Genomic DNA, 21,776 nt, shown 5'->3' with positions numbered 1-21,776 from the left:
ATTATCTACTTTGAGGCTTAAATTTAGCTGAATACAATTTGAAAATCATTATTGTTTCAATCTATTTCTGCTTGAATTTAAAATTATTGCAGATGTATGGCCTATATGTGTTAAACCAGCACCAGCAGGCCCAATTAGGCCAAGCATAGCAGCACCACTTCCTATTATATTAGTTGAAGTTCCTATTAGATAATTTTGGTTCGCAATTTTTAAAGCGAATTTGCTTAAATCATAAAGCTTTATTATATCTTTTGGATCTGAGTTGGTAATAGCAATATTTGAAACCTCTATAGCTGCCTCACTTCCACCACTTGCAAAAGATATGCTAGTATCTGCTTTACTCATTGCCAAAGTGTCATTCACACCATCACCTATCATAGCTACATTGTGATCTTTAGATAAAGTTTCAACTATTTTTGCTTTTTCATCAGGCATCAAGTTGTGATGAACTTCATCAAAATTAAACTTTTTAGCAAATTCCTTAGCTACTAGTTCATCATCTCCTGTTAAGAGAATAATTTTCTTAACACCTCTTTTTCTTAAGTCTTCTATCATTTGATAACTTCCATCTCTTATCTCATGAGATAAAGATATAAAGCCTGCAAATTTATAGTTTTTTGCTAGATATATTATAGTATTTGCTCTATTTTGCTGCTCTTTTAAAGCTTTATTTTGCCTTATTGTGATTTTATTATCTTGCATTAGTTTTAAATTTCCTAAATGATAGGTGTCATTGCCTATTTTACCTTGAACTCCAAGGCCAATTTTGTTATCAATTTTTATATTGTTTAGTTTTTTAAATCCTAATTCGTTTCCATAATCTACTATAGCTTTAGCTATTGGGTGAGAGTTTTTATCTTCTAAAGACAGAAGAATTTCAAAAAATTCTTTATTTGGCAAATTTGATTTATAATCAACTACAATAGGTTTTGCAGTAGTTAAAGTTCCTGTTTTATCAAAGCAAAAAACATCAGCTTTGCTTATATTTTCTAGATGAATTCCGCCTTTAATTAAAATTCCATGTTTAGCAGCATTTGTTATTGCTGAACTAATGGCTGAGCTTGCAGCAAGAACTGTTGCACAAGGACAGCTCATCATGATCATAACACTAAAAGCATTTGTAAAAGATGAGGTTAAAAATAGGGTGGAGATCGTTAATAGAGTTCCAACTTTAAGCACTCTTTTAGCAAGCTTATCAGCCATAACCTCACTAGAAGATTTTAAAGACAAATATTTATCCACTTCTCCTAAAACTCTTGCTATATATGTTTCATCGCCTAAAGCGTCTACTTTTATCTTAATTCTTCCACTATCAACAATTGTGTTTGCAAATACCTTATCGCCTACTTTTTTATGTACACTTTGAGAGTATCCATTTATGATAGATTCATTAATTTCAGCCTCACCCTCTATTATAGTACCATCTACACATATTTTTTCACCATGGACAAAGATTACTATATCGTCATAACTTACATCTTCTAGATTTATTTGAATTTCTACATCACCTCTTTGAACATATACTTTTTTAACATCCATTTTTATAAGGTTTTTTATCTCAAGGCGAGATTTTTCTGCTGTATATTCTTCAAAAAGCCTTGAGCCTCTAAGTATATAAATAACTTCAAAAGCAGCACTAATTTCGCCACCAAAAATAGCAGTTAAAACAGCTGCAGCCATAAAAGTTTCAAGTGTAAATTTTTTATTTAATATATCATTGTAAGCATCATTTATTAAAGGCAGTGCAGCAAACACGCTAAGTCCGCCAAGTGCTATTGCAGCAACAGGAGAAAGGGCGGTCATTAAGATATGCTCTTTAATAAAAACCCCTATAGCTACAACGCTTAATGCTCCATATTCAAAAAGTTTTCTTTTCCAGCTTTTTTCATTAGGATATAAGGTACAACTTTTGCAGCTATTACAAGAAGTAAGATAATTTTCTTTAATCTTATTTTTAACTATATTTTTGCTAACTACTTTATTTATATCAAAAATAGAATTTAATCTCTCTAAAATTCTATTTAAATTTGTAATATTACTATCAAATTCAACTATTAAAGAGTGGCAGGCAAAATTCATTCTTATACTTTTTACCTCTTTTGATAAGATGTTTTCTATAACTAATTCATTACTTTTTGTAAAAATTTTTGATTTTAATCTTGCTCTATTTTTTATATTTGATTTTATTTCAATTGTTTTTGACATTGCTTACATATCCCCTCTAATAATAGTATATGCCCATGAATTTCAAAGGCATATCTTATTCCTATATCTTTTTGTAAATCTATTATATCTTTATCTATAAAATTAATTATTTTTTTACATTTTATACATATTAAATGATCGTGTCTTAATCCAGTATTTAACTCATACTTTTTTATACCACAATGATCTATGGATTTAATTAGATTAAGATTACTAAAATAGTTTAAAGCACTATATACAGTACTCAAGCTAATAGATGATTTGTTTAAAGACTTATATTTTTTTTGTATATCTTGTGCAGTTAAATGCTCATTATAAAACAAAATTCTTAAAATATCCTCTTTTTGAAATGAGAGTTTTTTAACACTACCTAATATAATATTTAATAATCTTTGAAAATCTTCATCATTACTCATAATTTATCTCAAATTTACGAATGAAATTTAAATTATTATCATATACATTTGAACTATATGTTTTGCCATTATCAAATCTAATTTGATAAAAAAGCGGATCTTTTAAGAGTTTTAAGTTCATGCTCTTATAGTCAAATTCTTTTAAGTTTAAATTCACAAGCTTATAGTCTTTGCTTTTTAATAAATAGATATTTTTATCATCAAAAGCAAAGCCTAAAATATCATTTTGTTTGTTTTCTGATATTTTGATATGGGTTATATCTTGCTTGATTGGAAGTTTTTTAAGTGTTATTTTATCATCATATCTTGCAAGGTTATAAATTTCATTTTTACTATCTTTTATAAAAAGACCTGCATCAAATGGTTTTAGATTACTAAATTTACCCCATATTTTTTTAATAGGAAAAGATAAACCCTTTTCTTTTGCAATTAAATTTAGTTTATTGCTTAAATCATCATCTATTTTAGAATCATGATGAAACACAACAAATTTATCTTTTTTAACCCATATCATATCTTCACTATAAGATATAACAGATACATCTTTTTTAGGATTAAATAGCGGATACAAGTTCATGTGATTTTCATTTAGCTCTTTGTATTTATAATCTAAAGATAGCCTTGAGGCTTTAATATCTTTTTCACTATAATTTTTGCCATTTAAAACAATTGGCATTTTGTTTTGTTGTTTTAAATTTGCCCAGTAATTAAAAGGTAAAAGAGCTTCATACTCTTTTTGGCTTAGATCTTTTTTATCTTCTGTAAGATATGAAAAAATATGTCCGCCGTGATTTTTTTGATATACAAATTTCTCTATAATTGGAGAGTAAAATATATAGTATTTTTGAAAACTTCTTTTGAAATTTTCAATATAAATTTTATAGCCGAAAAATATTATAAATATTGCTAAAAATAGTGAAGTAAAGCAAATAAATTGTTTATTTATCCTTTGTTCTTTAAAGCTTTTTAGGCTATCAAGAGAGATAAAATAAAACAAAATAGTAAAAAATATAGAGTAGGCTATATGTAAATTTAAAATCAAATATAAAACTATAAAAGAGATGATTCCTTTTAAAAAAGATACCATTAGTTTTTGCTCTAAAATGGCTGAACTAAGACCAACATATATAAAAATAGCAGCCATGCAAAACTTAGTAAAATTGCCAAGTGAGTTTATAACAATAGGAGTTGGATAAAATTGATTTATAATAGTGTAAAAAACAGACCCAAATAAAATAAAAAACAAAGTTAAAAATGCAATAGTAAAACTTATATGTAAAAACAGAGCTTTGTTTGTGTTTAGCGGAAGATGAAGTAGAATTTTAACTCTTTTTCCTATTTTTTCAGGCAAGAATTGAGCTATCGCTAAAATAATTCCAAAAACAATAGGTATAAATTTTAAAGAGTATTCAGGGTAATAATTTAAATAGATATATCTATACCACATCATAGATTCAGGTTCAATCCCTTTAAACTCATGATTTAAATTATAAAAAAATAGAAAAAACAATATAGGAAATATTATAATTGCAACTATTATGTAGTATTTAAGTTTTATAAATTCTTTTTGAAAAATTGATTTTATCATTCGTATTTTCCTACAAAACCTAAAAATTTATCTTCAAAATTAGTATCTATTTTTTGAACATACTCATTTTCTAAGTTTTCAAAGCTATATATTAATTTATATTGTTTAAAATTTTCTACTCTTTTATAATTTAAATTTGATATATCGTAATCAACATTGCACTTAAAGCAGTTAAAATTTTGGATGAAATTTTCCATTGTATCTTTGTGAACAAATCCACCTTTTTCAACTATAATCATGCTGCTTACCAAATTTGATAAATCACTCATAATATGACTTGTAACAATTACACTTTTATTAGTTCCATCTAAATAATCTTTTAAATAATCAATAAAAAGTCGTCTATAACCAGCATCAAGCCCCATAGAATAATCATCTAAAATAATTAAACTAGCATCTTGTGCAAACAAAGCACCTAAAACTACTTGAGATTTTTGCCCATAAGATAGAGTAGATAGTTTTTGATTGGTATTTAGATTCATTAAAGATACTAAATCATAAAAGATATCTTTTTTCCATTTTGGATAAAAAAATGAAAGAAATTTCTCATACTGTTTTATAGTAAAAAAATCATAACTTACAAAACCTTCAAACAAAAGAGCAATCTCTTTTTTGATATCGTTTGGCAAGTTATAATTTTTATGACCAAGTATTAAACAATCCCCCTTTAAAGGTTTTAGATAACCCATCAATATATTTATTAGAGTTGATTTTCCAACTCCATTTTTCCCAAGAATTCCAAAAACCTCGCCTTTTTTAATATTAAGATTTAAATTTTCATAAATTTTTTTATCACCGTAGTGGTGGGTTAGATTTTTAATCTCTATAACATCTTGCAATTTTAATTCTTTTTCTTCTGTTCAGTAGCATGGCAGTTTTTGTTGCCACAACCACAACCTCCAGATTTAAATAGTTTTTTATATATATAAAATCCAGCGCCAAGTGCTACAACTATTAAAAATATAATTTCATTTGTTTGCATATTTTTTCCTTTTTATATTTTTATATATGAGAGGTAAAACCTCTCATATAAGATTTATTTCATATCTTTTGCCTGAACCCATATAACAGCATCTTGGCTTAATTCTTTGCCGTCATATTTATCTTGTTCGCCTACACCAAGTGCTGCAAATCCCCACCATCCAGCTTTTGGAATTCCAAAAGTAAATTTGCCATCTTGATCAGCTTTTATAGTTAGTGTTACAAAACTATCTTGTGGAGCTTTAGCATGAGCTTTTTTGCCCATTTTATTAGCTTTAATATCTACATCATAGTTTAAATATTCAACTTCAATTTCAGCAAATGGAACAGGTTTTCCGTTACCTTTTACAATGCCTGAAAAAGTACTGCCAGTCCAAATTGAATATGGTTTTGTAAGTGGAACTATTTCAGCTTTTAGCCCAAGCTCACTATCCCAATCAGTTGGAGCACCAGCAACATTAACAATAACTTTTGTTATTTGTTGTATATATCCATCTTCATTAGCTTCGTAATAAGGAGCTGGAGTAGCAACTAAAATATGATCACCCATTTTTCTAGCTTTGTACTCAGTCTCATAACCCTTACCTGAGTTTGAGTTTCCTTTAAAAGTTATCTCTTTAAGGCTCTCTTTTAAATCTTTTTTTTCACCTTTGTGAACTACATAAAATTCTTCAATTGGTTTAATTTTGCCATCTTTTTGAAGACCCATATCCATAGTATGCTCATCAGCAAATGGGTGGTTAAATACAATTTTTACAGGTATAGTTGTACCTTTTTCTAAAGCACTTTCTGGAGTATATACCATTTGAAAATGTGCAAAAGCAGAAGTGCAAACAGAAGCTGCTACAATTGATGATAATAAAATCTTTTTCATTTTTTTCCTTTTTGTCTTAATAATATATAAACTATTCAGCTATATCTGAACTTTTAACTATAACTTTATGGCCTTCGCCAGCATCAAAATGAGCTTCATACTCACCTTCTGGTTTTTTAAATGTAAATTCGCTATCTTCGTTAAATTTACCTTCTTCTAAAGTTTTGCCATTTTGTATAACTTTAAAAATAACACCATTTGCAGACGAACCATCACTAAAACCACCTTCGCAAGTTATAGTTGAATCGCCATTGTCAAAGCAACTCATTAAAGCAGTATGTGCAAATACTGAACTAGCGGCTAAGATAGACGCAAATAAAATTTTTTTCATAATTCCTCCTTATTATAATTAATATCAATTTTCATTATATATTTATAAAGTAAATATTAATAACTATTTACTTTAAACCACCTTTCCAATTTATCCTTTTTTCTGGAATTAAACCTAATACAATAGCAATCAAGACTACTACTGCATAGTATATACTCATCGCACTAAATCCACTTATATTAAAAATAGTTCCTAAACTAAATACAATAGTTGCCATAAGCATTGCTAAACCAAAAGGCAGAAATAGAGATAAAATCATAAACCTATAACTATTTGCCTGTAATTTAACTACAACCATAGTTGCAATACATGGAGGAGTTAGTAGCATAAATATTATAATAGCAGCTGCGTGAAGAGGTGTATAGCCACTATTTTCTCTCATTGCCTCTTCTGCTCTTTGGTTTTCAGCTTTTCCACTTTCATATATACTTCCTAGTGTTGCAACAGCTGACTCTCTAGCCGCAAAAGAGCTTAAAAAGGCTACATTTATCTTCCAGTCAAATCCAGCAAATTTACTTATCGGCTCTAACGATCTTCCTATCATTCCAAGAAGTGAGTTTTCAATCCTAATGCTTTTTTGTTCTCTTAAAATTCTATTTCTTCCTCTGTCTAAATTTCTCAAAGCTCTATTTATAGTTTTTTCATCTTTAGTTTTTGCTCTAACTATTGAGTATAAAAACTCATTTTTTTTCATAAACTCTTCATCAGCAGTGCTACTTCCAGCCATTTTTTTAGCTCTATAATCACTATAAAAATTTAAAAGCTCTGCCACATTTTCTCTGTTTTGAAATTTATCATGATAGGCAGTTTTAGAGATATCTTTATCAAATTTTTTAAGTATTGTTTGTTCTTGTTTGTCAAATTTAGCTTGCTCTTCTTTATTAAGACCAGGAAATTGAAGCATTACAAATAAAACAACAGCAACTGCTAAGACAATTGTACAAACTTTTTTAATGTATTGCCAAACTCTTTCAACTGCTCTTATTAAAACACCTTTAAATGTAGGCAAATTGTATGTTGGAAGCTCCATTACAAAAGGGGCTGTTTCTCTTGTTTTTAAGATCGTTGAGGTTATGACTTTTGATATTATAAGTGCTGTAAAAATTGTAATAGTAGATATAAAAAACATCATTATACTCATTTGGTTTGGAAAGAATGCCCCTAAAAGCAAGGTATAAAATGGTACTTTGGCTAAACAGTTCATAAGTGGAACTGTAAAAATAGTTGCCATCCTAGCTCTATCATCAGCAATTCCTTTTGTTGACATAACTCCAGGGACAGCACATCCTCCAACAAAAGCTCCACCTAAAACTAAAGGAAGAGTTGATTGACCATGTAAGCCATATTTTCTAAAAACTCTATCTAAAATAAAAGCCATTCTAGGCATATATCCAACATCTTCTAAAATTGCAATAAGTGCAAAAAGTATGAAAAATATAGGAAGATAGTTTAAAAGTGCATTCAGACTATTTACTATCCAAATTCCAAAGTCTGTTATCATAGGAACATGTGCTATATCAACAGCTGGTAAAATACTAGAAGCAAAGTTTTTAATAGCAGCTAAATATGGCCATGTGTAGTTTGTAAGCTGATATCCATATACGATTGCAAGTTGATAAATTGTAACTATAACTAGAAATAAAATAGGAAAAGATAGCCATCTATTTAGTATAACTTTATCCATTTTATCTGTTAGGGTTAATTCATCTTTTTTAGTCTCTTTTACTGATTTTGAAAAAACAACTTCAGCAGAGTCATATCTCATAGCAGCTAAAAAGCTTTGGATATTTTTATTAAATATAGCTTCAAAATGTTCAAGCTCATGTTTTAAATCATCTTTTATATTTTCTATATCTTTGCTTAATTGCTCAATTATAAAATTGTCACCCTCAAGGGCTTTTATAGCAAGCCATCTTTTGTTAATATTATAATCTTTTGTTATTTTTTCTTTGATTATTCTTATGCTTGGCTCAAGCTCTTCGTAGTTGATTCTAAATTCACTATATTCATCTTTTGTATTACTTATTCTATAAATCTCTTCTAAAATTTCATTTTTTCCTGTCTTTTTAAAACCACTAGCTAATATAACAGGACAATTAAGCATTTGTGAAATTTGATTTACATCTACTTTAATGCCTCTTCTTTCTGCGACATCTGCCATATTTAATATAACAATTAGTGGTTTTCCAATCTCAAGAAGCTGAAAAGTAAGATATAAATTTCTTTTTAAATTTGAAGCATCTACTATGTTTATTATAAGATCTGGGCTTTCCTCAAGTATGAACTGTTTTGCAACTCTTTCTTCTAAGGAGTATGAGCTAAAAGAGTAGGTACCTGGTAAATCAACCATCTCAATATCTAAATCTTTGTACGAAAAAAATCCTGATTTTTTATCAACTGTAACACCTGGGTAGTTTGCAATGTGTTGCTTTATGCCACTAAGCATATTAAAAATGGTTGATTTGCCGCAATTTGGTTGTCCGGCTAAAGCAATTTTAGTTTTCATGCTTCCTCTACTTCTATTAGGGTTGCTTCACTTTTTCTAAGAGTAATTAGGTAATTGTGAATTTTTAATTCCATTGGGTCGTATAAAGGGGCTTCTCTTACAACTTCTACCATAGCACCATCTATAAAACCCATATCTAAAAGCTTGTAAAAAAGCTTTCCTTTTGCATTGATATTTTTGATTATATATCTTTTTCCGCTTTTACAGCTATTTAAACCCATAAAATATCCTTAATATTGATAACTATTATTTAATTATGTGGCAATAATAGCACATAAAAACTTATAGAAATATAAATTAGATAGTCAATATCAAAAATAAAATAATAGTAATTTTTTAACAAATGCTTGAAAAAATTATTATTTTTTGATATAGTTCAAAAATTTTATTTGGAGATGATAAAAATGACATATGATGAATTAGAGCTAGAGGCATACCTTTTAGAGGTTATAGAAGAATATAAAGACTTTGATAATATGGATGATGAGGAGCTTTATGAACTAATGACTAGAGTTGCAAGTTATACTGATGATGACTATGAAGAGGCTTATGAATATATTAGTCAATTTAGTCCAATTGATAAAAAAAGAATTCTTGCCTTAGATTTACCAAAATAACTAGTTTATAATTACAGCTGCGATGGCAAAATCTCCATCGTGGCTTATACTAAGACTTGAATTTTTTATATTAAATTTTTCTATTATTTTGTTGGAGAATTTAATTTTTGGTGCGTTTCTTTCATTTTTATAAATTTCAACATCTAAAAAACTAAAATCATTTCCTATTCCTACACCAAGAGCTTTTGCAACAGCTTCTTTTGCTGCATAAAAGCCTGCTAATGTTTTATCTGATTTTATTAAAGAAATTTCATTACTATTTAATATCTTTTGTAGAAATTTGTTACCATATTTGTTTTTTAAATTGCTTATTCTTGAAATTTTAACTATATCTATGCCTAGCATTTATCTCCTTTATTGTAAAATTATATAAAAAATTTGATAAAATCTATATAATTTTTAAAAAGGCAGAAATATGCTAGATATTCAAACTATGTTATTTTTTTCAGCCCTTGGGTCGTTTGTGGGTATTGTTGCTGGTATGTTTGGTATAGGTGGAGGTGGCATTATGGTTCCTATTCTTGCTTGGATATTTTTAAAAAAAGGCATATCGCCAGATCTTATCATGCACTTAGCATTAGGAAGTAGTATGGCTTCAATCATAGTAACAACTTTTTCAAGCTTTAATGCACACAATAAACGAAACTCAGTTCATTGGGGATTGTTTAAAATGATAGTTCCAGGTGTTATAATAGGTGCATTTTTAGGTAGTTTTGTGGCATCTAAGATAAGTTCTATCTATCTTGCTATATTATTTTCAGTATTTATGTTTTACTCATCTATAAGAATGTTTTTTTCTAAAAACTCTTTGGATAATAAAGAGCATATCTTACCAAATATTGTACAGCTTTTTTCTGGTGGTTTTATAGGATTAGTATCAGCCATTATTTCTATAGGTGGTGGAATATTAACGGTTCCTTATTTAACATGGCAAGGGGTTGATGTAAAAAAAGCGATAGGCACATCTTCTGCTGTTGGGTTTGCACTTTCTATAGGTGGGGCTATAGGGTATGTCTTTAATGGATTAAGCATTACAACTTTAAGTGATTATAATCTTGGCTATGTAAATTTAGTTGCATTTTTCTTTATATCATTTTTTAGTTATTTTACAGCACCTTTGGGGGTAAAGTTGATTCACAAAATACCATCTAAAAATGTTAAGAAAATTTTTGCATTATTACCATTTGTGCTAAGTATAAAAATGGTTTTAGAACTAATTAAAGGATAAATATGGAGTATAGATATATAGGAAGAAGTGGACTTAGAGTTACTTCTATATGCTTAGGGACTATGACTTTTGGAGCTATGAGTTCTAAGGAAGAGAGCTTTAAAATAATGGATAAAGCATATGATAGTGGTATAAATTTTTTTGATACTGCTGAAATTTACCCTGTGCCACCTAAAAGTAATACAGTTGGGGTTACTGAGAGCATTATAGGGGAGTGGCTAAAAGACAAACCAAGAGATTCTATAATTATAGCTAGCAAAGTTGCAGGAGCAGCAAATGGGTGGTTTGTTCCTCCTGTTAGATTTGGACTTACTGCTATTGATAGACACCATATAGTAAGAGCTATAGAAGGTTCACTTAAGCGTTTGAAAACTGATTATATAGACTTGTATCAAATTCATTGGCCTGATACTATAGTTCCATTAGAAGAGAGTATGGAGGCTATGGATATCTTAGTAAAAAGTGGTAAAGTAAGATACATAGGAACTAGTAACGATAGTGCTTATGGACTTACAAAAGCTAATGAAATAGCTAAATTTAAAAATTTAGCAAGATTTGAATCTATACAGAACAATTTTTCACTAAATAACCCTAGATTTTTAGATGAATTAGCCAATGTTTGCAAAAAAGAGCAAATTTCACTACTTCCTTACTCTCCGCTTGCTGGAGGGGTTCTTAGTGGTAAGTATTGTGATGGAACATTTCCTAAAAATTCAAGATTTTATGAGTATAACAAAAATAGTGAAGCTAGGCAAAAAGCTATGACTAATAGATTTATCAATGAAAAGAGCTTAAAGGCTACTAAGAAATATATACAAATAGCAAAAAATAATGATATGAGTGTAGTTACTTTGGCTATTGCATGGAGTAAGAGTTTTGAGTTTGTTGCAAGTACGATAATAGGAGTTAGAAATTCCCCGCAATTAGATGAAATTTTAAAAGCCAGTGATATAAAATTAAGTGAAGAGATTATGCATGAGTGCGAAGAAGTGCAAAAAGAATTTATGTATCCTATGGGATAAATTTATAATTACAACTACAATAATGAATTTGACAATTATTAATCTTTGATATATAATTCAAAAATTAATTTAATATGCTAGGAGAGAATAATGAAAAAAATTGGTGTTGTAGTTTTGGTTACTACTTTGGCAAGTTCTTTGTTTGCCCATGATTTATGGGTTTGGGGAACTCAAGATAAAAAATTAAATGTTGATATGATATATGGTCATCACTTTCCAGCCCCTGAAAAAATTGCTGATGAGAGAGTTTCTCTTTTTGAGCCTGTAAAAGTTATAGGAGAAAAAGAAACATTATCTTTAAAGCAAGTGGGCGAAGAAGCGTATCATTATGAAGGAGATAAGTTATCTAAAGGGGCTTATCTTTTAAATGCCTATTATAAAGCTACCCCTTGGATAAAAACAGCTAATGGCGAGTGGGCAATGGGTAAGACTAGAAAAGATGCCAAAGATGTAGAGCTCTGCTTAATAGCTACTATGCAAGGAAAAGCCCTTATTTCTGTTGATGGGGGTGATGGAAAAATCATATCAAAAACTTTAGATAGAGGACTTGAGATAACTCCTATGTTTGATAGTTTAAAAGATATTAAAGAGGGTAAACTTCTTAAATTTAAACTTACACTAAATGGAAAAGCCGTTAAGCAAGCAGAAGTTTTTGGAAGTTATGGCGGATATGCGAGTAATGATATGGCAAGTGCTGCTTTTGCAAAAACTGATTTAAATGGAGAGTTTGAATTTAGACCTTTAAAAAAGGGACTTTGGTACCTAAAAAGCGTAGTTAAAAATCCTACAAATGATAAAGATTGCGAAACTTATCAAGACAAAACTACTTTAATTTTTGAAGTAAAATAATTTAAAATTCATAGCCAAATTTGGCTATGAATTTTCTATTAAAGAACTACTATAAATATATGGTCTTAGTGCATTTAAAATAGCAAGGACATCTATACTTACACTAACTTAAAAATAAACAAATTCTATAAACAATATAAAATAATTCTACAAATTGCTATAATATCAAAAACTAAATATATAAATAATGAGGATAAGAGATGGCAAAAACAAAATCTGTTGAGCCAAATATTGCAGATTTGGTTAATTGGTGGTTGAAAACATATAATCTAGACTATAAACTTGAGCAAGAAAGTTTAAATGATGAAATAGATAAAGCTTTAAATGAATATTTTTCAAAAAATGGAGGCAAGGGGGGAAACCGTCCTGATGCAAAAATTTTACTTCAAAATAGCAAAATGAACTATTATCCAGTTTTAATTGAGTACAAAGGCTACAAAGATAAACTTGTAAAACTTGATATAAATGGTCAAGTAGAAAATACAAATACAAAAAATGAACCCAATTATAGAAATATAAATTCTTATGCAGTAAATGGTGCAATTCACTATGCAAATGCTATTTTACACTATACAAGTTACACAGAAGTAATAGCAATTGGGGTTACAGGCTATAAGGATATAAATGATAAACTCCATCACGAAATAGGGGTTTATTATGTATCAAAGAAAAACTTAGGTATAGGGCAAGAAGTTGACAAATATACAGACCTGTCATTTTTAAAAAGAGAAAACTTTGATGATTTCACACAAAAACTAGAAGAATTAAGTTTAAGTCAAGAAGAACTAGAGCGTATAAGAGAAAAGAAAGAAAAAGAGATAAATGCTAGTTTAGTTAAGCTTAATAATGATATATACAAAGATGAAAAAGGACTTAGTGAAAACGATAGGGTTTATCTAGTTGCTGCCTCAATTATGGCAACTCTTGGCATATCTAATAAAGTTAGTCCTTTAGAAAAAGAAGAGTTAAAATCATCAAAAGAAATTGGCAATATGGATGGCGATATTATTTTAAGGAAAATAAACTCTTTTCTAGAAGAAAAAGAATTACCGCAAACTAAAAAAGATATGATAGTTAGAACACTGCAAAACACACTGACAACGGAAAATATTAATAAGCCAGTAAATGGAGAAAGTCAGCTAAAAAGGGTCTTTACCAAAATAGTGGATGATTTAGGAATTTATTATAAAATCGGACTTACTACAGATTTTACAGGAAAATTGTTTAATGAGATGTATTCATGGTTAGGCTTTTCGCAAGATAAATTAAATGATGTCGTTTTAACACCATCATATGTTGCAAAGTTATTGGTTAAGTTGGCTAGAGTAGATAGAAATTCTTATGTTTGGGACTTTGCTACTGGAAGCGCAGGGCTTTTAGTAGCTGCAATGAATGAAATGTTAATTGATGCGAAAGAACATATTAAATCTTCAGATGAATTAGAGCAAAGAAAATTAACGATCAAAGCAGAACAATTATTAGGATTGGAAGTTTTGTCAAATGTTTATATGTTAGCAATTTTAAATATGATTATGATGGGAGATGGTTCTTCTAATATCTTAAATAAAAATTCCCTAACAGACTTTGATGGCAAGTATGGCTTTGGTAAAGAAGATAAGGATTTTCCAGCTACAGCCTTTATCTTAAATCCTCCTTATTCAGCAGATGGCAATGGTATGGTATTTGTAGAAAAAGCTCTATCTATGATGAACAAGGGCTATGCAGCCATTATTATACAAAATTCAGCAGGCAGCGGCAAGGCAATAGAATATAATAAAAGAATACTTAAAAAAAATACATTGCTAGCTAGTATAAAAATGCCTATTGATTTGTTTATAGGTAAATCTAGTGTACAAACTTATATATATGTATTTAGGGTATCAGAAGCCCACCATAAAGATAATATAGTAAAATTTATAGACTTTTCCAATGACGGATACACAAGAAGCAATAGAAAAAAAGCAAGTAACAATTTAGTAGATACAGACAGAGCAAAAGAAAGATATGATGAGTTGGTAAATTTGGTATTGTTTGGAAAAAGCAAATTAAAGATATTTACAGAAGAAGAATACTACGAAGATACCATAGATCCTAAAAATGGGGCAGACTGGAATAAATCATCTCCAATAGATACAAGACCAAAACTAGAAGATTTTAAAAAGACAGTAGCAGACTACTTAGCCTTTGAAGTATCAAATCTACTTAAAAACAATAAGGAAGATGATAGCTTGGGAAAATAGATTCCCCACTTAACAAAATGCTACAAAGTGTTAAGTGGGGTGAGTTTTTGTTGAGAGATTTGTTTGAAGTCGCTTCTAGTAAAAAGATATATCATGCAAATAATCTTGAAAATATTTTTAAAAATCAAATTAAAGGAAGTTTTCCTTATGTTGTTAGAACAACACGACAAAATGGGGTCAGAGGATATATTATTGAAGATGAACAATACACAAACGATGCCAATACATTATCATTTGCACAAGACACATTTTCAGTTTTTTATCAAAAACAAAAATTTTTTACAGGAAATAAAGTAAAAATATTAAAACCTAAGTTTAAAAATCAAAATGAAAAAATTATGCAATATATAACTGCATGCTTTCAAAAAGCATTAAGTAGGTTATCTTGGGGTGTAGGTTCTACTGTTGACACAATAAAAATAATAAAAATACAGCTCCCCATTTGTGAAAATGGGGCTATAAATTTTTCCTTTATGGAAAAATTTATAGCAGAGCTAGAGGCTACGCATATAGCAGAGCTAGAGGCTACGCATATAGCAGAGCTAGAGGCGTACCTGAGCGTAACAGGACTTAAAGATTATAAATTGACTAAGGAAGAAAGGCAAGCTTTAAAAGATTTTGAGAACAAAGAAATTAAGTGGAAAGATTTTAGAATAGGAGATTTATTCACAAGAATAAAAACAAATAAATTACCTTATAAAGCTAAAGAATTACCCCAAGAAGAAACTGGAAAATATAATTTACCATGTTTAACATCAAGTTTTCAAAATCAAGGATTAAATTATTTTGCACCTAGAGAAGGAGCAACAATTTTAAAAAATGTGATTTCAATACCTTCGAATAGTGATGTATATAAGGCATATTATCAATCAAGAGATTTTACAGTTTTATCCGATGCTTATGCTATAAAATTTCAAAAATTAAAGGAAATCACTTCAAAAAAATATTTATTTTTAGTAACTTCTATAAATAAAAAAACAAATTTACCAATTTATTCTTACAAAAATAAATTAGGCGGTTGGAATGTTGTTAAAGATAAATTTATAAAATTACCAATTAAAGAACAAGAAGAAATTGATTATGAGTTTATGGAAAATTTCATTTTAGCGATAAAAAAACTGATAATTAAAGATGTGGTTGAATTTTCAAATAGTAAAATATCGACTACAAAAAAAGTTTTAAATAAATAATTTTAAAAGAGATTAGATTGGTTTTTAATCTCTTTTGTTGCAAAAATAGTTAAATTTAGCTAGGAATTTTACCTAATTTCACACTATAAATATAAGGCCTTAAAGCATTTAATATAGCAAGTACAGTTACGCCTACATCGGCAAAAATAGCCATCCATATATTTGCTAACCCAAAAATTCCAAGCAACATAACGCCTACTTTTATACCTATTGCAAAGACTATATTTTGTTTTGCAATGCTTAGAGTTTTTCTTGATATTTTTATAGCTGAGATTATCTTTTTTAGATTTTTATCCATTAACACTATATCAGATGCCTCCATAGCAGCATCACTACTACCAAATACAGAAATTCCAACATCAGCCCTTGCTAAAACAGGAGCGTCATTTATCCCATCACCCACATACCCAACTGTGAAATTTTGCTTTTTATCTTTTAAGAAATTTTCTATACTACAAACTTTATCAGCAGGTAGCAGTTCACTACTAACTTTTAATATGCCTAAATTACTAGCTATATCTTGAGCTATCACATCGCTATCGCCTGTTAAAATAGCTGTTTTTATCTTGTTTTTATTTAACCAAGATATGGTTGATTTTGCTTCATCTTTTAACTTATCTTTTAGTGTTATATATCCTGCATATTTTGAGTTTATTGAGATGTAAATTGCTGTTTGATTACTATTTGGTGTATTAACGCTATTTATTAGTTTTTTATTTCCCACTAAAATTTCATCATCGCCTATAATAGCTTTTATACCTAAGCCAGGAAGTTCTTGAATTGATTTTATCTTACTTTCATCGATGCTTTTATTATAAGCTTTAACTACAGAGATTGCGATAGGATGGGTGCTATAAGCCTCCCCGTAAGCTGCATATTTTAAAAGTTCATCTTTTGTTATATCTTTAAAAGGAACTATCTTATCAATATAAAATTTACCTTCTGTAAGTGTTCCTGTTTTATCAAATGCTAGTGTTTCTAGTTTTGTTAAGGCTTCTAGATAGATACTTCCTTTTATGAGTATCCCGTTTTTAGAAGCACCGCCAATTCCACCAAAAAAGCTAAGTGGAACAGATATAACTAAAGCACAAGGACAAGAAACTACTAAAAATATTAAAGCTTTGTATATCCATTCGCTAAAAGTAGAGTTTGGTAAGATTAATGGTGGCAAAAATGCTACTATTAGTGCCAAAGTTACTACTATGGGTGTATATACTCTTGCAAATTTCGTAATGAATTTTTCTGATTTTGATTTTTTGTGTATTGAGTTTTCTACAAGTTGTAAAATTTTACTAACAATTGAGTTTTCAAAAGTTGTATTAACCTTTATCTCTAAAACTCCATTAGTGTTTATAGATCCACTTTTTACCTCGTCGCCGTATCCTACATCTTTTAGTTTGCTTTCTCCTGTTAGAGCTGAGGTATCTAAAGATGAGCTTCCTTTTATAATTACACCATCAAGTGGGATTTTTTCACCTGGTTTTACTAGAATAATCTCACCTAGTTTAACTAAATTTGGAGCTACTTTTTTAATATTTTCATCAATTTTTAAATTTGCATACTCTGGTCTTAAATCAAGCATCTCTTTAATCGATTTTTTAGAGTTTGAAACTGAATATCTTTCAAAAAGTTCGCCTATTTTATAAAACAGCATTATGGCAACACCTTCAGGATATTCGCCTATACAAAAAGCACCTATGGAGGCAAGAGACATTAAAAAATACTCATCAAAAACTTTTCCTTTGAAAATATGTTTTATGGAGTGTATTAAAATATCATAACTCACTATTAGGTATGCAGTTAAAAGTATAAGTATTTTTAGGTATTCACTTTTTATCCAAAAAGTGATAGTAAAAAGGACAGCTGTTAAAATTATTTGCAATAGTTGTTTTTTCATAAATAGCCTTGAAATTTATTCGTTTATATGTGCAAAAGCTTGTTTTGATATATCTTTAATGTGTCTATCTAATAAAGAGTAGTAAACAACTTTTCCAACTTTTTTATTTTTAACGAAGCGATTTTGTTTTAAAACTCTTAGTTGATGAGAGATTGCTGATTGACTCATGTTTAAAAGATAGGCTATGTCACATACACACATCTCAGCCTCACTTAATGCCCATAAAATTCTCATCCTAGTTGGATCACCTAGAGTTTTAAAAAAGTCTGACAATGCAGATAAAGAGTCTTCATCTATCATTTTTGAACTTACATTTTCTATGATGTCTTTATGAACCATGGTTACATCACAAATTTCTTCACAAGCTTCTTTTTGAGATTTTTCTTTTAAATTGTTTTGCATAACTATCCTTTATATAAACATATGAACATATATTCATATGTAATAGTATCAAAAATGTTTTTTGATGTCAAGAAAATTTAATTAAATAAATTTTCATAGTTCAATTATAAATCAAGCTATTTTAAATGTTTGTGTGATTTTTAAAAAAGCAAAATTTAAGTCTAACATTGGGGCTTTTTTTGTGCCATAGATGAAAAGAAACACACAATAAATAAGACTTAGATTTATAATATTTTTAGATAAACTTTAAATTTTTAAAGTAAAAATAAAAACCTAAGATTACAAATTTTGCAAAGGATACTATTTTATCTTTGCAAAATTAAGTAAATTATACACGAAGATTTTAGTTTTTGACTATTTTAAAAATTATTTTATATAAAAAGCCTTTGTTTAAATTTTAGAATAATAAAATAAAAATTAAAATATAGCTTATAGTTTATAAGTTACAATGTCTTTAACTTTGCTATCTCATCTCTTAGGGCGGCTGCTTTTTCAAATTCTAAATTTTTAGCAGCTTCTAACATCTGTTTTCTAAGCTCTTTTACCATCTTAGCCCGTTCAATCGCTGGCATTTTTTCAAGTTTTTTGGCTTTATTTAGAAGTTCAGCTTGATCCTCAGTTTTTAAAGTCTCTTCTATACTTCTTTTAACACTTTTTGGAGTAATTCCATGCTTTTTATTATACTCATCTTGGTATTTTCTTCTTTCTTGTGTTATATCCATTGCTGCTTGCATTGATTTTGTTATTTTTTTGCAAAACATTACAACTTTTCCGTTTTCATTTCTAGCAGCTCTACCCATAGTTTGTATAAGGCTTGTTTGTGAGCGCAAAAACCCCTCTTTATCAGCATCCAAAATGGCTATTAAACTAACCTCAGGAAGATCAAGCCCCTCTCTTAAAAGGTTTATACCAATTAGCATATCATACTCACCACGCCTTAGCCCACGAATTAACTCATTTCTTTCAACTGCATCAATATCTGAGTGCATATATTTTACTTTTATACCAAGTTCAAGGTAGTATTTACTAAGCTCTTCTGCCATTTTTTTAGTTAAAACTGTTACTAAAACTCTTTCGTTTCTTTCTATAACTTTTTTTGCTTCATCAAATAAAATTTCAACTTGATTATCACTATCTTTTAGTATTATTTCAGGATCAAGTAGCCCTGTAGGGCGTAAAATTTGGTGGTAAATATGACCTTTACTTAGCTCTAACTCATACTCATTTGGAGTTGCAGAAACAAATAAAAATTTACCCTTTTTATTTATGAACTCATCAAATTTCAAAGGTCTATTATCAAGTGCGGAAGGGAGTCTAAATCCATACTCAACCAAAACCTCTTTTCTGCTTCTATCTCCTGCATACATTCCACGAAATTGAGGCAAACTAACATGACTTTCATCAACTATAACTAAATAATCTCGTCCCTTCGTCTCATAATAATCAAACATAGAGTAGGGCGTTTCTCCTGGTTTTTGTCCTGTTAAGTGTCTTGCATAATTTTCAATACCTTTACACATTCCAGTTGCACCCATCATTTCAAGATCAAACTCAACTCTTTGCTTAAGTCTATTTGCTTCAACTAATTTATCATTTGCATAGTAAAACTCTAATCTATCGGTAAGCTCCTCTTCTATCTGTTTCATAGCCATTTTTAATCTATTAGCACCAACTATAAACTGGCTTGTAGCGTATAGCGTAAATTTAGCCACATCTTTTGTTTTATTGTTTTCTAAAACATCAAAATGATACATCTCATCAAGCTCATCACCAAAAAACTCTAACCTTATAGCCTCATCATTATAGTAGGCAGGATATATATCTACAACATCGCCATTTACCCTAAAATCACCTCTATCAAAATAGTTATCATTTCTTTTATAGCCCATATCAATTAGCTTTTTTAAAAGCTCTCTTTGTTTTAAGTTTTGACCTTGTTGTAAAAACAAAACCATACCTTGATACTCTTCTGGATTACCTAAACCATAGTTTGCAGAAACAGAGGCAATTGTTATAACATCGTCAAAACTAAGCAAATTTGCAGTTGCACTAAGCCTTAGTCTTTCAAGCTCATCATTTATAGAACTATCTTTTTCTATAAAAAGATCTTGCCTTGGAATGTAGGCTTCTGGCTGATAATAATCATAATAACTTATAAAATACTCAACTCTGTTTTCTGGAAAAAACCCTTTAAATTCGCTATATAATTGCGCAGCTAGGCTTTTGTTGTGAGTCATTATAAGAGTTGGAATATTTAGCTTTTTAATTATATTTGCCATTGTGAAAGTTTTTCCACTCCCTGTAACTCCAACAAGCGTTTGATATTTGTTACCTGATTTTATAGAATTTACTATGCCATCAATTGCATTTTGTTGGTCATCACTAGGTTTAAAACTGCTAATTAGTTTAAAATTTTTCAAAACATTCCTTTTATATTAAGCTCAAATTAGATACAATCTAAAATTATATCAAATTAAAGGTGAAGCTATGTTTGAAGAACAAAAAACTACTAAAAATTTAGGTGATAAAGTTAAAGAACTCATAGAAAAATACCAAGAACTTAAAGAAGAAAATAAAAATCTTAGAAATGAATTAGTATCTGTAAAAACCCAAAATGAGGCACTTTCTAATAATTTAGGCAAATTGGAAGAAGATATAATTATGAAAAATTTAACAGAAGAAGAGCTATTTAAAGAGATAGAAGACATCTTAGAAAAATGAAAGAGATAAAGGTAAATATAACTAGCAGATCATTATCAAGGTCTTATAATATTAGCCTTGATGATGAATTTGCTATTTTTTTTGAAAGAGAGCTTAATCTAATAACAGATAGAAACAAAAACTTAGATGCTAAGGATTTACTATATGCTTTTGTAGAAAAAAGCTATGAAAACTATATGCAAAACAAAGAGATTAACGAGCTTTTTAAAAAGCTCGAAAACACCAATTAAAATATAAAATTTTCAAGCCCAAATTTCATTAAAGCCCCAATGGTCATAAGGCTTAAAAGACCCCCAAAAGCACCAGCTAAAATATCGTCTAAAAGCACTCCTAATCCACCTTTTACATCTCTATCAGCTCTTCCTATAACAGATGGTTTATAGATATCAAAAGCTCTAAAATATATAAATGAAAGTATTATAGCAAGCCAAGACCCTGAGCTTATACTAAGTGCTATCCAAATTCCAACAACTTCATCTATAACTATCTCAGAGTTATCATGAGAGCCAATCTTTTTTTCATAATTATTTATAATATTTATAGATACTAAAAAAAGAAGTATTGAGCATAGAAAAAGAGTCTCAATAGTTAAAAATTTAATTATTAAAAGAGCGACTAAAAGACCGCCTATTGTTCCCCAAGTTCCTGGTGCTGGCTTTATAAGACCTAATCCAAAAAAAGTTAAAAAAAATTTTTCAAAATTCATAAA

At 29.1% G+C, this 21,776-nt stretch carries 22 protein-coding genes; 8 read left to right on the top strand and 14 right to left on the bottom strand.

From position 1 onward, the window contains the following. Positions 1-48: 48 nt before the first annotated feature. The 9 genes from CBLAS_RS06855 to CBLAS_RS06815 all read right to left on the bottom strand — a co-directional run bounded on the left by CBLAS_RS06855 (position 49) and on the right by CBLAS_RS06815 (position 9,122). Positions 49-2,205 (bottom strand): heavy metal translocating P-type ATPase, encoded by a 2,157-nt coding sequence (locus CBLAS_RS06855; protein ID WP_106872409.1) that lies wholly within the window; start codon positions 2,203-2,205, stop codon positions 49-51. Further along, a complete protein-coding gene (locus CBLAS_RS06850; protein ID WP_106872412.1) occupies positions 2,184-2,621 on the bottom strand; it encodes a Fur family transcriptional regulator in 438 nt (145 codons plus the stop codon). The genes CBLAS_RS06855 and CBLAS_RS06850 overlap by 22 nt, the downstream gene beginning before the upstream one ends. Continuing rightward, on the bottom strand, positions 2,614-4,209 hold the full coding sequence (locus CBLAS_RS06845; RefSeq protein ID WP_106872414.1) for a DUF4857 domain-containing protein: 1,596 nt from the start codon (positions 4,207-4,209) through the stop codon (positions 2,614-2,616). The genes CBLAS_RS06850 and CBLAS_RS06845 overlap by 8 nt, the downstream gene beginning before the upstream one ends. Next, positions 4,206-5,048 (bottom strand): ABC transporter ATP-binding protein, encoded by an 843-nt coding sequence (locus CBLAS_RS06840; protein WP_106872416.1) that lies wholly within the window; start codon positions 5,046-5,048, stop codon positions 4,206-4,208. Before CBLAS_RS06840 ends, CBLAS_RS06845 begins: the two co-directional genes overlap by 4 nt. 2 nt (positions 5,049-5,050) lie before the next feature. Next, a complete protein-coding gene (locus CBLAS_RS06835) occupies positions 5,051-5,191 on the bottom strand; it encodes a FeoB-associated Cys-rich membrane protein (RefSeq protein ID WP_106872419.1) in 141 nt (46 codons plus the stop codon). Between the two features lie 54 nt (positions 5,192-5,245). After that, positions 5,246-6,064, bottom strand: coding sequence for a DUF4198 domain-containing protein (locus CBLAS_RS06830; RefSeq protein ID WP_106872421.1), 819 nt, complete (start codon positions 6,062-6,064; stop codon positions 5,246-5,248). Positions 6,065-6,095: 31 nt separating this feature from the next. Next, complete coding sequence (locus CBLAS_RS06825; RefSeq protein WP_106872423.1) at positions 6,096-6,398, bottom strand: hypothetical protein; 303 nt, start codon at positions 6,396-6,398, stop codon at positions 6,096-6,098. Between the two features lie 64 nt (positions 6,399-6,462). Beyond that, positions 6,463-8,901 (bottom strand): ferrous iron transport protein B, encoded by a 2,439-nt coding sequence (gene feoB / locus CBLAS_RS06820; protein ID WP_106872425.1) that lies wholly within the window; start codon positions 8,899-8,901, stop codon positions 6,463-6,465. Next, complete coding sequence (locus CBLAS_RS06815; protein WP_106872427.1) at positions 8,898-9,122, bottom strand: FeoA family protein; 225 nt, start codon at positions 9,120-9,122, stop codon at positions 8,898-8,900. Before CBLAS_RS06815 ends, feoB begins: the two co-directional genes overlap by 4 nt. A 183-nt stretch (positions 9,123-9,305) precedes the next feature. Between CBLAS_RS06815 and CBLAS_RS06810 the strand changes: the two genes are divergently transcribed. Continuing rightward, complete coding sequence (locus CBLAS_RS06810) at positions 9,306-9,518, top strand: hypothetical protein (RefSeq protein ID WP_106872522.1); 213 nt, start codon at positions 9,306-9,308, stop codon at positions 9,516-9,518. Here the strand turns inward: CBLAS_RS06810 and acpS are convergent, their stop codons facing one another. Further along, positions 9,519-9,863 carry a holo-ACP synthase gene (gene acpS, locus CBLAS_RS06805; protein ID WP_106872429.1) on the bottom strand — a complete coding sequence of 115 codons (345 nt, stop codon included), beginning with the start codon at positions 9,861-9,863 and terminating at the stop codon, positions 9,519-9,521. Between the two features lie 70 nt (positions 9,864-9,933). Here acpS and CBLAS_RS06800 point away from each other — a divergent pair, with 70 nt between their 5' ends. From CBLAS_RS06800 to CBLAS_RS06780, 5 genes are all read left to right on the top strand, one after another. Then, complete coding sequence (locus CBLAS_RS06800) at positions 9,934-10,746, top strand: sulfite exporter TauE/SafE family protein (RefSeq protein WP_241517629.1); 813 nt, start codon at positions 9,934-9,936, stop codon at positions 10,744-10,746. Positions 10,747-10,748: 2 nt separating this feature from the next. Further along, positions 10,749-11,768, top strand: coding sequence for an aldo/keto reductase (locus tag CBLAS_RS06795; protein WP_106872431.1), 1,020 nt, complete (start codon positions 10,749-10,751; stop codon positions 11,766-11,768). A 90-nt stretch (positions 11,769-11,858) separates the two neighbouring features. Beyond that, a complete protein-coding gene (locus tag CBLAS_RS06790) occupies positions 11,859-12,617 on the top strand; it encodes a DUF4198 domain-containing protein (RefSeq protein WP_106872433.1) in 759 nt (252 codons plus the stop codon). Positions 12,618-12,817: 200 nt separating this feature from the next. After that, positions 12,818-14,857, top strand: a complete 2,040-nt coding sequence (locus tag CBLAS_RS06785) for an HsdM family class I SAM-dependent methyltransferase (RefSeq protein ID WP_106872435.1) — start codon at positions 12,818-12,820, stop codon at positions 14,855-14,857. A gap of 17 nt (positions 14,858-14,874) precedes the next feature. After that, positions 14,875-16,047 (top strand): restriction endonuclease subunit S, encoded by a 1,173-nt coding sequence (locus CBLAS_RS06780; protein WP_106872437.1) that lies wholly within the window; start codon positions 14,875-14,877, stop codon positions 16,045-16,047. A gap of 55 nt (positions 16,048-16,102) precedes the next feature. On the opposite strand, the gene CBLAS_RS06775 is transcribed toward CBLAS_RS06780, so the two are convergent. The 3 genes from CBLAS_RS06775 to uvrB all read right to left on the bottom strand — a co-directional run bounded on the left by CBLAS_RS06775 (position 16,103) and on the right by uvrB (position 20,766). After that, a complete protein-coding gene (locus CBLAS_RS06775) occupies positions 16,103-17,944 on the bottom strand; it encodes a heavy metal translocating P-type ATPase (RefSeq protein ID WP_106872439.1) in 1,842 nt (613 codons plus the stop codon). A 15-nt stretch (positions 17,945-17,959) separates the two neighbouring features. Continuing rightward, positions 17,960-18,346: an ArsR/SmtB family transcription factor gene (locus CBLAS_RS06770; protein ID WP_106872441.1), complete on the bottom strand. Its 387-nt coding sequence runs from the start codon at positions 18,344-18,346 to the stop codon at positions 17,960-17,962. 443 nt (positions 18,347-18,789) lie between these two features. Beyond that, positions 18,790-20,766 carry an excinuclease ABC subunit UvrB gene (gene uvrB, locus CBLAS_RS06765; protein ID WP_106872443.1) on the bottom strand — a complete coding sequence of 659 codons (1,977 nt, stop codon included), beginning with the start codon at positions 20,764-20,766 and terminating at the stop codon, positions 18,790-18,792. A gap of 67 nt (positions 20,767-20,833) precedes the next feature. Between uvrB and CBLAS_RS06760 the strand changes: the two genes are divergently transcribed. Together CBLAS_RS06760 and CBLAS_RS06755 are read left to right on the top strand one after the other, a co-directional pair. Then, on the top strand, positions 20,834-21,067 hold the full coding sequence (locus CBLAS_RS06760) for a hypothetical protein (protein WP_106872445.1): 234 nt from the start codon (positions 20,834-20,836) through the stop codon (positions 21,065-21,067). Further along, positions 21,064-21,297 carry a hypothetical protein gene (locus tag CBLAS_RS06755; RefSeq protein ID WP_106872447.1) on the top strand — a complete coding sequence of 78 codons (234 nt, stop codon included), beginning with the start codon at positions 21,064-21,066 and terminating at the stop codon, positions 21,295-21,297. Before CBLAS_RS06760 ends, CBLAS_RS06755 begins: the two co-directional genes overlap by 4 nt. Here the strand turns inward: CBLAS_RS06755 and CBLAS_RS06750 are convergent. Then, complete coding sequence (locus CBLAS_RS06750; protein ID WP_106872449.1) at positions 21,294-21,773, bottom strand: phosphatidylglycerophosphatase A family protein; 480 nt, start codon at positions 21,771-21,773, stop codon at positions 21,294-21,296. The genes CBLAS_RS06755 and CBLAS_RS06750 overlap by 4 nt on opposite strands. Positions 21,774-21,776 lie beyond the last annotated feature (3 nt).

Origin of the sequence: Campylobacter blaseri, assembly GCF_013201895.1 — a bacterium.
Taxonomy (GTDB): domain Bacteria; phylum Campylobacterota; class Campylobacteria; order Campylobacterales; family Campylobacteraceae; genus Campylobacter_B; species Campylobacter_B blaseri.
The sequence above is the reverse complement of the archived record's forward strand: the minus strand, read 5'-3'. Positions and strand labels throughout refer to the sequence as shown.

Bases quoted from the DNA above. Each gene is read 5' to 3' on its own strand.
- CBLAS_RS06855 (WP_106872409.1), bottom strand. From the start codon at position 2,205: ATGTCAAAAACAATTGAAATAAAATCAAATATAAAAAATAGAGCAAGA.
- CBLAS_RS06850 (WP_106872412.1), bottom strand. From the start codon at position 2,621: ATGAGTAATGATGAAGATTTTCAAAGATTATTAAATATTATATTAGGT.
- CBLAS_RS06845 (WP_106872414.1), bottom strand. From the start codon at position 4,209: ATGATAAAATCAATTTTTCAAAAAGAATTTATAAAACTTAAATACTAC.
- CBLAS_RS06835 (WP_106872419.1), bottom strand. From the start codon at position 5,191: ATGCAAACAAATGAAATTATATTTTTAATAGTTGTAGCACTTGGCGCT.
- CBLAS_RS06830 (WP_106872421.1), bottom strand. From the start codon at position 6,064: ATGAAAAAGATTTTATTATCATCAATTGTAGCAGCTTCTGTTTGCACT.
- feoB (WP_106872425.1), bottom strand. From the start codon at position 8,901: ATGAAAACTAAAATTGCTTTAGCCGGACAACCAAATTGCGGCAAATCA.
- CBLAS_RS06815 (WP_106872427.1), bottom strand. From the start codon at position 9,122: ATGGGTTTAAATAGCTGTAAAAGCGGAAAAAGATATATAATCAAAAAT.
- CBLAS_RS06810 (WP_106872522.1), top strand. From the start codon at position 9,306: ATGACATATGATGAATTAGAGCTAGAGGCATACCTTTTAGAGGTTATA.
- acpS (WP_106872429.1), bottom strand. From the start codon at position 9,863: ATGCTAGGCATAGATATAGTTAAAATTTCAAGAATAAGCAATTTAAAA.
- CBLAS_RS06800 (WP_241517629.1), top strand. From the start codon at position 9,934: ATGCTAGATATTCAAACTATGTTATTTTTTTCAGCCCTTGGGTCGTTT.
- CBLAS_RS06795 (WP_106872431.1), top strand. From the start codon at position 10,749: ATGGAGTATAGATATATAGGAAGAAGTGGACTTAGAGTTACTTCTATA.
- CBLAS_RS06790 (WP_106872433.1), top strand. From the start codon at position 11,859: ATGAAAAAAATTGGTGTTGTAGTTTTGGTTACTACTTTGGCAAGTTCT.
- CBLAS_RS06785 (WP_106872435.1), top strand. From the start codon at position 12,818: ATGGCAAAAACAAAATCTGTTGAGCCAAATATTGCAGATTTGGTTAAT.
- CBLAS_RS06780 (WP_106872437.1), top strand. From the start codon at position 14,875: ATGCTACAAAGTGTTAAGTGGGGTGAGTTTTTGTTGAGAGATTTGTTT.
- CBLAS_RS06775 (WP_106872439.1), bottom strand. From the start codon at position 17,944: ATGAAAAAACAACTATTGCAAATAATTTTAACAGCTGTCCTTTTTACT.
- CBLAS_RS06770 (WP_106872441.1), bottom strand. From the start codon at position 18,346: ATGCAAAACAATTTAAAAGAAAAATCTCAAAAAGAAGCTTGTGAAGAA.
- CBLAS_RS06760 (WP_106872445.1), top strand. From the start codon at position 20,834: ATGTTTGAAGAACAAAAAACTACTAAAAATTTAGGTGATAAAGTTAAA.
- CBLAS_RS06755 (WP_106872447.1), top strand. From the start codon at position 21,064: ATGAAAGAGATAAAGGTAAATATAACTAGCAGATCATTATCAAGGTCT.
- CBLAS_RS06750 (WP_106872449.1), bottom strand. From the start codon at position 21,773: ATGAATTTTGAAAAATTTTTTTTAACTTTTTTTGGATTAGGTCTTATA.